Origin of the sequence: Variovorax sp. RA8, from assembly GCF_901827175.1 — a bacterium.
Classification (GTDB): domain Bacteria; phylum Pseudomonadota; class Gammaproteobacteria; order Burkholderiales; family Burkholderiaceae_C; genus Variovorax.
On record NZ_LR594665.1, the window covers coordinates 59901 to 68393 of the forward strand.

The following is an 8493-nucleotide window of genomic DNA, read 5'->3' on the forward strand; positions in this document are numbered from 1 at the left end:
TTTGAGGTTCACGATGCAGGGTTGGCACACAACGTTTTTGGGGATGCGTGGGCTCCCCCGCGATATCAGCGACTTCGAGATGAAGGCATTTTTCACCTTCGATGGTGCCGAGCGCGACGCAATCAATGCACGCCGAGGTGATTCCCACAAGCTTGGTCTGGCGCTCCATATTGGTTTCCTGCGCATGAGTGGGCGTTTGCTCGGTGCCTTTCGGGTAATTCCAGTAGCCTTGTGGCGCCACCTTGGCAACGAGCTTGGCATTGCAGCACCAGAAGTCGCCTCGCTGAGAGCCATGTATGAACGCGGGCGCACGCTATTCGATCACCAACAAGTAGCCTGCACGGTCCTTGGATTCCAGTGGATGAGCGAGCACCAGCGCCGCTCACTGGTACGTGAACTGCGCGACGAAGTGGCGCGCTGCGCCGACCGCGATCAGCTACTCGTGCGGGCGCGTCAATGGCTGTACAAGAACAAGCTGGTGATCGTGCACGAGCGGGCAATTCGGACACTGATTGCGGCGGCACTTGCCCAGCTTGAAGTTGAAACAGGCACCGCCATCGCCGCCAGCGTTGATCCAGCAACACTTGATCGCTGGCGAGCCTCAGTTTCAGAGCTGCGCCCAGATGGACAAACCCAGCAGAGTTGGCTATGGGCTGCACCGGCGAAACACTCAACCCGCCAAATCAGCGAGGTACTGGAGCGCATCGACCTGCTTTACACGCTGGACGTTCATAAGCACCTGGCAGACATCCCCGATCTCATCTTGCGCCGCTACGCGCGCCGACTTGTCTCCAGGCCGCCCTCAGCCGGAGCCAAGATCAAAGAGCCAGCGCGCACCGTGGAGGTCGCATGCTTTCTTCGGTATTGCCTGTTCACCACCACAGACCAGTTGATCCTTATGGTGCAGCGCCGGATCGCCGATCTGTGGCGTCAGGCTGCCGCCGATGTCCCCGCTACCGTCAATTGGGCCGCAATGTACAAAACGCTGCTCGGCGAACTTGTTGCCTTGAGCGCGCAAGGTGCGGTGCCAGATGCTGAGTTGCGTGCCCGTCTTGAAGCCTTGATCACCGAAACCCAGAAACGCAAACCACCGAGCAGGGCCTCCCTGGTCCGCGAGGGATTGATTGATGGAATTCGCCCCGTGCGGTCGTTGCTCGTCGCCATTGCAAAGCTGCCCTGGCAGGCCACCGGCGAGCATCCTGCCATCGAGTACCTTGCCAAGCTGCAAGCTTTATATCTCAAAGGATCCAGAAAGCTGCCAGTTGAAGTGGTGGCACCAAGTCTGGGAATGATCTGGCAGGTTTCGATCTCCAGCCCAGACCGGGAACGGGCGTTTCAGGCGTTGGAGGTGGCCACCCTGTTTGCCCTGCGCCGCGCGGTGCGCAATGGCTCGGTCTGGATTGAGCACAGCCTGAGCTTTCGGGGTCGTGCGCGCTTGTTCTTCACGGACGAGCGTTGGCAGGCAGAGTCCAAGAAACACTATGCCCGTCTATCGTTACCCAGCAAGGCTGCCACTTTCTTGAAGCCTTTGCTGGCCAGAGTAACTGCCGGTGTCGATGCGGTGGCCGCTGCAGCCCGCAGTGGCGTACTGCGCGTGGATGATGAACTCCATTTGTCGCCATTGCCCGCAGAGGACGAAGACCCAGAAGTGACCAAGCTGCGCGCGGCTTTGGATCACCGCATCGGTGAGGTTCAATTGCCGGAAGTGATTCTGGCCGTTGACGCCCAGGTGCGCTTTAGCTGGATCATGCTCGGACGTGAGCCGCGCTCTACCGACGAGCTGCTGATGGTCTATGCCGGCATCATGGCCCACGGCACCAGTCTGACTGCGGTCGAATGCGCGCGCATGATTCCGCAATTGTCTGCCACCAGCATTCGCCAGGCCATGCGCTGGGCGCGGGACGAACGGCGTCTGAGCCAGGCCTGCCAGGCTGTGCTGGAATTCATGCAGCGACACCCGATTGCCGCCACCTGGGGGCGGTCCGATTTGGCATCTTCTGACATGATGACCATGGAGACCACCAAACGGGTGTGGCAAGCCCGGCTTGATCCTCGGCGCAACACACCTTCCATTGGAATCTACTCCCATGTAAAAGACCGGTGGGGCATCTTCCATGCGCAGCCCTTTGTGCTCAATGAGCGCCAGGCGGGCGTGGCCATTGAAGGTGTCATCCGCCAAGAAAAGCTGGAGACCAGCCAGCTTGCTGTGGATACCCATGGCTACACCGACTTTGCCATGTCACATGCCCGTTTGCTTGGTTTTGATCTTTGCCCGCGGTTGAAGGAACTCAAACAGCGCCACCTCTTTGTGCCACGCGGCACCAAAGTGCCCGCAGAAATCGCTGCGGTGTGCGAAGCCAATGTCGACGTCGCTTTGATCGAAAAGCATTGGGATAGTCTGGTGCACCTGGCAGCCTCGGTCATGAGCGGACATGCCAGTGCGGTGGCAGCTCTTGCGCGGTTCGGTTCTGCCGCCCAGGGCGATCCAATCTATGAGGCTGGCGTGCAATTGGGGCGGTTGCTGCGTACGGCGTTTTTGGCTGACTACTTTGTCAAGGACGCTTTCAGGAACGAGTTGCGCCGGGTGCTCAATCGGGGCGAGGCTGTTAACGCCCTCAAGCGCGCCATTTATACCGGCCGGATCAGCCCGGCGCAGGCCAAACGTGTCGATGAAATGCAGGCTGTGGCCGATGCGTTGAGCCTGATGGCCAACATCGTGATGGCGTGGAATACCTCACAGATGCAGGCGGTCCTGGATCGCTGGTCGAACCGCCGCCAGGTCATTCCACCGGAACTGATCGGGAAGATTGCGCCCACCAGGCTGGAGAGCATCAACTTGCGGGGTGTGTTTCGCTTCCCGGTTGACCGCTATGCTGACCAAATCCTGCCTTCGCGGCCAAATGCATCGATAACTGGCACCAATGGATGAAACCGACCACGGTTTGACGCCACGAATCGCAGATTTGAAAGTGAACAGGAAAGTCAATGAAATCAACGATCTACCAACACCACCTCCGCGCCAGTGCTAGCTTTTCGTACCGTCACTTATTGCACTGAAAACGAGGAGACCCCTAGTTGTAGCGAATGGTGTGCAGTCGCGCCGAGCGATGTTCAGTCTGATTCAGCGATGGAAATCACACCAGGTCTGCCGAAGATCCACCCGCGCCCTGTGGGCGGCTTGTGGACAAATCGGCTCACCGTGACACTTGGGGGGCGTTCATTGACACTTGGGGGGCAGAGTACCCCGGCGCACTGCAGACACTTGAGGGGCAAACGTCGGTTTTCAGCCTAGCCAGGCGTGGCCAAGTGCCTGCAAGCGCTCGCCGCGGTCAAGTTATGCACAGGAACTGTGCATAAGCCTGTGGAAAAGCCCGATTTCTATAGACACTTGAGGGGCGCAACCCTAGACACTTGGGGGGCGGCTTCGTTGACACTTGTGGGGCCAACTACAGACATTTGAGGGGCGCACCCTAGACACTTGAGGGGCAGCGGTTTTGCTTTTTTCTTGGCGTATCAACGACTTACGGCATGTTTTCCGATGCGCTAACCGCTTTATAACCACTTTTTAAACCAAATTTTATAAACCGTAGTTATTAACCTGCGTGCTTAAAAAGCACGCGCCGAAGGGGGGAGACCCCCCTTCTCGATCCCACCCGGCCGCAAGCGGCCTCCCATCCCCCCAGGGGCTGCGCCCCTCGGCCTTCGGCCTCACCTGCATTCGAGCTGCGCCTAACGGCGCAGAGGGCTACCAAACAGGCGCAAGCGCCTGCAACAGCCCTAATTTCGTCTCTAGGTCGCTGCGCTATGCCCAAAGGGGCTGCGCCCCTCTGGACTCCTGCAACTCTCCATGCAGCTCAACCATCGCGGCCACGATGGAAGGACCGCGCAGCGCAACGGACGCAAGGTTTTACTCCAAGGGGAAAAGGGCCGGCGACCGTTAGCCGGATTGCTGGGAGAAGTGGCCCCTCAAGTGTCAAAGAAACGCGGGTACGGGTTGACGGAATAGGGCATTTTGCCCTATAATTGATGGCAAGGCCGGGCGCTTCGCCCAGGTCAACAACCGGAGCATTTCCGATGAGCAAGACTTTGAAAGTGGCCGCCTTTCGTGCCGAAGCCGATCACCTGTTTCGACTGGCGAACGTCGATTACCACGCCTGCGTCGGTGCCCACGAGCTGGACAACTGGCGAGCCGTCGCCGGCCGCGTGCTGGCCGAGGTCGAGCACTGCGAATGCAAGCGCGCCACGCCCTACGACCTGGAGCAGTTCCGCAAGGCTGTCGAGGCCGTGAAGGAACGCATCACTCAGGCCGTCGAGCGCGGCCAAGCCAAAGCGGCCAACGATTCCCGCTTTAGCGGCTAAAAAGTTTAGCTAAATTGCTGTAACTTAGGGCATTTTGCCCTATAATTCATTTTGAAGGCCGGGCATTTCGCCCAGGTCAACAACCGGAGAACTCCGATGAACGACACCCAAGCAAACCAACCCGTCACCGCGTCCCTGGTCGCCAGTAATCGCCGGCTTACCTTCCTACCTACTTACTTCGGACCGCGCCTGATGATGCGCGGCGAATCGCTGGTGTATGCCTGGCTGCGCCGGCTCAGTGAAGACTACAACGGCGGGTTCTGGAACTACTACGAACTGAGCAACGGCGGGTTCTATCTCGCGCCCGAGCTGACTGGCCGGCTGTGCCTGGAGGTCGACGGGAACGGGTACAGCGGCGAGCTGTCGGCCGATGCGGCCGGCATCGTCGCAACCCTGTTCACCTTGGGCCAGCTTGCCGCTGACAACCAGGGCACGGACGTGGCGGATGTGCTGATCGACCGCTACCACTTCCTGCGCGACTTCGCACGCGACCACGCCGAGGCCGCAGAAATCTTCCGAGCGATCGACTAAAGGGGGCCGGCTCCAGCCGAAAGGCTGGGGCCACCTGGAGCGCGATCATGGATCATGAAGACAGAACCGACCGGCGCAATGCGGCCATCGAGCCCGGCCGCCTTCTCGCGGATGGGGACGTGGGCGCAGCCGAGCGCTGCCATGCGTGCGGCGAGCTGCTGCACCCCTACCCCGAGCCCGAATACTGGATGCAATACCCCCTGCCGGGCTGCTGCGTGGTGGACGGCCTGCGTTTCTGCGACGACGACCGAAAACCGGAGTGCATCGACTCGCACCTGGTCAAGCATCCGACGCCGGCAGCGCCGGCCGCCGTGAAGACCAAGAAGCGCGCCAAGAAGGCCGGGGGCGTCGAGGAGCGACTACGCGAGCGCGACGAGGCGGCGGCGGACCTGGCGGCCGAGCTGCCCGAAGAGCGGGCCGGCCTGCTGGCGGTCGCGGCCGAGGCCGTGGCCGCTTGTCACGCGGCCGTGCTGGCCAGCGACGGCGCTGCCGCCGAAGCAGCCGCGAATCGTTACGACGCGAGCATTTGGAAGCTCAACGGCGGCACGTACCAAGGCTGCAAGGATGGCGCGAACCCCGAGGCGGCCGGCACGTTGATCGAGCTACATTGCAGCGCCGCGCCTGGCGTGGTGCCGATGTGGGGCCAGTCGGGGGAATTCCTGATGGAGTCGGCCGGCGTGCGCTGCCTGGTGGAAGTCGGTGATGGCTTTGGTTCGCTGCTGGATCGGCATTTCGCGTTCCATGTCGTTGACCTGGACGGGCCATTTATCTCAGAGACGGGCTACCGTTCGCATTTCGAGACGGCACAGGGCGGGATGACCGTTGACCAGGTGGCCGCCGCCGTGTTCGCCGGCTATCTCAAAGCGCATCGTCGCTACCTGACAGCCGAAGCGCAAAACAGGCATGCCGCCAAGCCGGTGCGCCCCTGGCTGGCTGGCATGGCGCAACCGCCCAGGCGGGCGCGGGCCATCGAGCCGGTGGGAGCCGATGACCTGGCCGAACCACTGCCGTCCGGGTTCGTGCTGGTGGATGCCGTCCTGACCAAGCACCAGGCATTCATCGTCAAGAAGTGGGCCGAAGCTGCGCGCCTGAAAGTCAAGGCGGCCAGGGGGGCCGCCAAGGCCGTGCCGGCCCGGATCGACGCCAAGGAAGAAGACGTAGCGCCCTCCCCTGCTGCCGAGAGCGACGACTACTACTACGAGGAACCCCCGGCGACAGAGGCGTTTTTCAAGGGCGTTCGGTGCCAGATCAAGAGCGTCCACCATCCTGTTTTCGCCAAGGACATAGGCAAAAAAGTGGTCGTGACCAGAGTTGCCGCAGACACCCGCCAGGTGTTCGCGCATGAGGATCGACCCGTAACGTACAAAATCAACCGGAATGGGCGGCGCGTGGTGGATTCAGACCCGCGCTGTATTGAGTCGATTTACAGCATGGATGCCTTGCGCATCCTATGACCAGGAGCAATGCAATGTCAGAGGCAAATATCAGGCTTGAATGCCTGCGGCCCGCAAACGACGGCTGGGAGCAGCCGACCGGCGAAGAGGTGCGCGAGGCGCTGAAAGCGGCGGGCTTCACGGGAGGCCAAGCCGCGAAAGCCCTCGGGCTGGGGGCAAAGGGCGATAGAACCGTACGCCGCTGGATCGGCGGGGATTCGGCCATCCCCTATGCCGCATGGGCCTTGCTGTGCGACTTCGGCAATTTGGGCCAAATCTGGAAGAAGGACTAGCTAGCCGCTTTAGCGGCTAAAGCCATGAATACCCCGGCTGCGCCGAATTTTTACGCCAAGGAAGAAGATTTTCACGGCAATTTAGCGAAAATATTTTCGTTAAATCAGTTGACAGCTAGGGCATTTTGCCCTATCATGTTACTTAGAAGGCCGGGCATACCGCTCAGGTCAATAACCGGAGAACCATCCGATGAACAAGGCACCGATCATGCCGTGGGTCGATCAACTTGCAGGCGCACCCGCTACCGACTTTCCCGCTCGACGCGATCAAATCGCTGTAGTGATGGACGAAGCAGCGGCGTTGACAGAGCAAGCAACGGGGTTGCTGAACAAGGCGGCCGAGCTGCGCGCCAAGGCGTACTACGCAGCGTTGAGCCTGGAGGGCGACGCCAAGGGGAAATGGGGTTATGAGGAAGTAGAGCAGGCGAAGCGCCGAGCTGATTGGTAGGAGGAACGCCCCGGAGTGATCCGGGGCATTCGGCCCTGGTGCTGTCACACCAAAGGCCCAACCATAGGCGCGGTTGCACCCTGCATTGGATAGGCAATGCGAAAAGGGGTCAAGCGATGACGAACATCATCAAGTTTCCAGGCAAGGCCGAGGCACCCGCCGAGGTCGCACCGGAGCCGGCAGCGCAGGAGAAGCCAGCGCCTGCCGCGCCGCGCCGGGGCCTGTTCGCGCCCGTGGTCAAGGCCGTCTGGGTTGTCGTCGTACTGGTGTGGCCGCTGCTGAAATGGATCGTCTCGATTGACGTGTTTTTTCAGTTCATCCGCATGGTCTACCACTGGAACACGCCGGGCGTTTTCGCCGGCTGGACGTTCCTCGCGCACTTCGCTGTGCTGGTGGCCTTGACGTATTTCGTATCCATCTACAAGCCCAAAGGAATTTGACATGACGAAGATGCTGCGCCCTTATCCGCTTGGCTACGTGTGCCCGAACACGGGCCGGGTGGCGGTGCTGGTCCGGGCCTACGCCGATAGCGACCTGAACGGCGATGCACCGGCCTACTGGTACAGCCAGAAGTCGGAGGAATGGGGCCTTGACCCGTGGAAGCTGGTGGAAGGTGTTGATCCACACGCGGCCGGTGGGTCGTATGACATTTGTTTTGCCAACGGTTCGGTTTCGACAGTCGGGCCGTTGATGACGATCTTCCTGGGTGCCGCTGACGCGGCCCGGTTGAACGCCAAGGAGGAAGACGAGCGACGTGAGGCGCTGGCCGTGATTGCGGGCGACCTTGGGCTTGATGCATCGGCCTTGCGCATCGAAAGCCTCATCGAGAGCCGCCCGGCAGTGTTCTACGACATGCCGGACGGCACTACGCGCAGCGCGTGCAGTCTCGATTCCGAGTGCTGGCGGGAAGCGCTTGCCAGGGGTGCGGCAGTACGCGCAATCCGCCAGGCAAAGGCGCATTAACAGGTGACCCGTTTTTTCGGGCCGTTTTTCGTGCCAAAGAAAATTTTAGCGGCTAAAACGCTTGACTCAAGGACAAAGTTTAGCTAAACTTTGTCTTATGGGTGCTGGCTGTCACCAGCTTTTTTTAACTAGGCGCGGAGTCAATGATATGGGTGCAATCCATGAAGAAACGGCTAACCGAAGCCCAGTTCCAGGCGTGCATAAAGGGCTTGGACGTGGGCCAGCAGACCATCGAAATAGCGCGGGGCGTGCTGGTTTTGGGCCAGCCGCAAGCGGTTTTCATCACGTCGCTGGGACTGACCAAAGGGGCAGTCTCGCAGGCCGTGAGCAGGGTGTGGACGGCGTTTTCGTCCAAGAACGTACCCCAGGGGTACGAGCGGGTTTCGGCAGTGCTGCCGGAGCATCAGGCGTTCATCGTCAAGAAGTGGGCCGAGGACGCGGCGACAAAGAAGAAGGAACCCAAGAA

The 8493-nt window shown here is 60.6% G+C and carries 9 protein-coding genes; all 9 read left to right on the top strand.

What is annotated here, in order from left to right; translation table 11 throughout:
* Window positions 1–13: 13 nt before the first annotated feature.
* On the top strand, window positions 14–2929 hold the full coding sequence (locus tag E5P3_RS35575) for a Tn3-like element IS1071 family transposase (RefSeq protein WP_003158660.1): 2916 nt from the start codon (window positions 14–16) through the stop codon (window positions 2927–2929).
* Window positions 2930–4074: 1145 nt separating this feature from the next.
* A complete protein-coding gene (locus E5P3_RS35580; RefSeq protein ID WP_015063519.1) occupies window positions 4075–4359 on the top strand; it encodes a hypothetical protein in 285 nt (94 codons plus the stop codon).
* A 96-nt stretch (window positions 4360–4455) separates the two neighbouring features.
* Window positions 4456–4890: an antirestriction protein gene (locus E5P3_RS35585; RefSeq protein ID WP_011171688.1), complete on the top strand. Its 435-nt coding sequence runs from the start codon at window positions 4456–4458 to the stop codon at window positions 4888–4890.
* A gap of 47 nt (window positions 4891–4937) precedes the next feature.
* Window positions 4938–6344 (top strand): hypothetical protein, encoded by a 1407-nt coding sequence (locus tag E5P3_RS35590; RefSeq protein WP_011171687.1) that lies wholly within the window; start codon window positions 4938–4940, stop codon window positions 6342–6344.
* Between the two features lie 14 nt (window positions 6345–6358).
* Window positions 6359–6616: a helix-turn-helix domain-containing protein gene (locus E5P3_RS35595; RefSeq protein WP_011171686.1), complete on the top strand. Its 258-nt coding sequence runs from the start codon at window positions 6359–6361 to the stop codon at window positions 6614–6616.
* Window positions 6617–6806: 190 nt separating this feature from the next.
* Entirely contained in the window at window positions 6807–7064 is a 258-nt protein-coding gene (kleA, locus tag E5P3_RS35600; RefSeq protein ID WP_011171685.1) for a stable inheritance protein KleA, read from the top strand.
* A 116-nt stretch (window positions 7065–7180) separates the two neighbouring features.
* Window positions 7181–7504 (top strand): KleE stable inheritance protein, encoded by a 324-nt coding sequence (kleE, locus tag E5P3_RS35605; protein WP_075122821.1) that lies wholly within the window; start codon window positions 7181–7183, stop codon window positions 7502–7504.
* Between the two features lies 1 nt (window position 7505).
* Window positions 7506–8027 (top strand): DUF2761 domain-containing protein, encoded by a 522-nt coding sequence (locus E5P3_RS35610; protein WP_162572163.1) that lies wholly within the window; start codon window positions 7506–7508, stop codon window positions 8025–8027.
* A 161-nt stretch (window positions 8028–8188) separates the two neighbouring features.
* Window positions 8189–8493 (top strand): transcriptional regulator KorA (locus tag E5P3_RS35615; protein WP_162572164.1); only part of this gene is annotated, 305 nt, incomplete at its 3' end.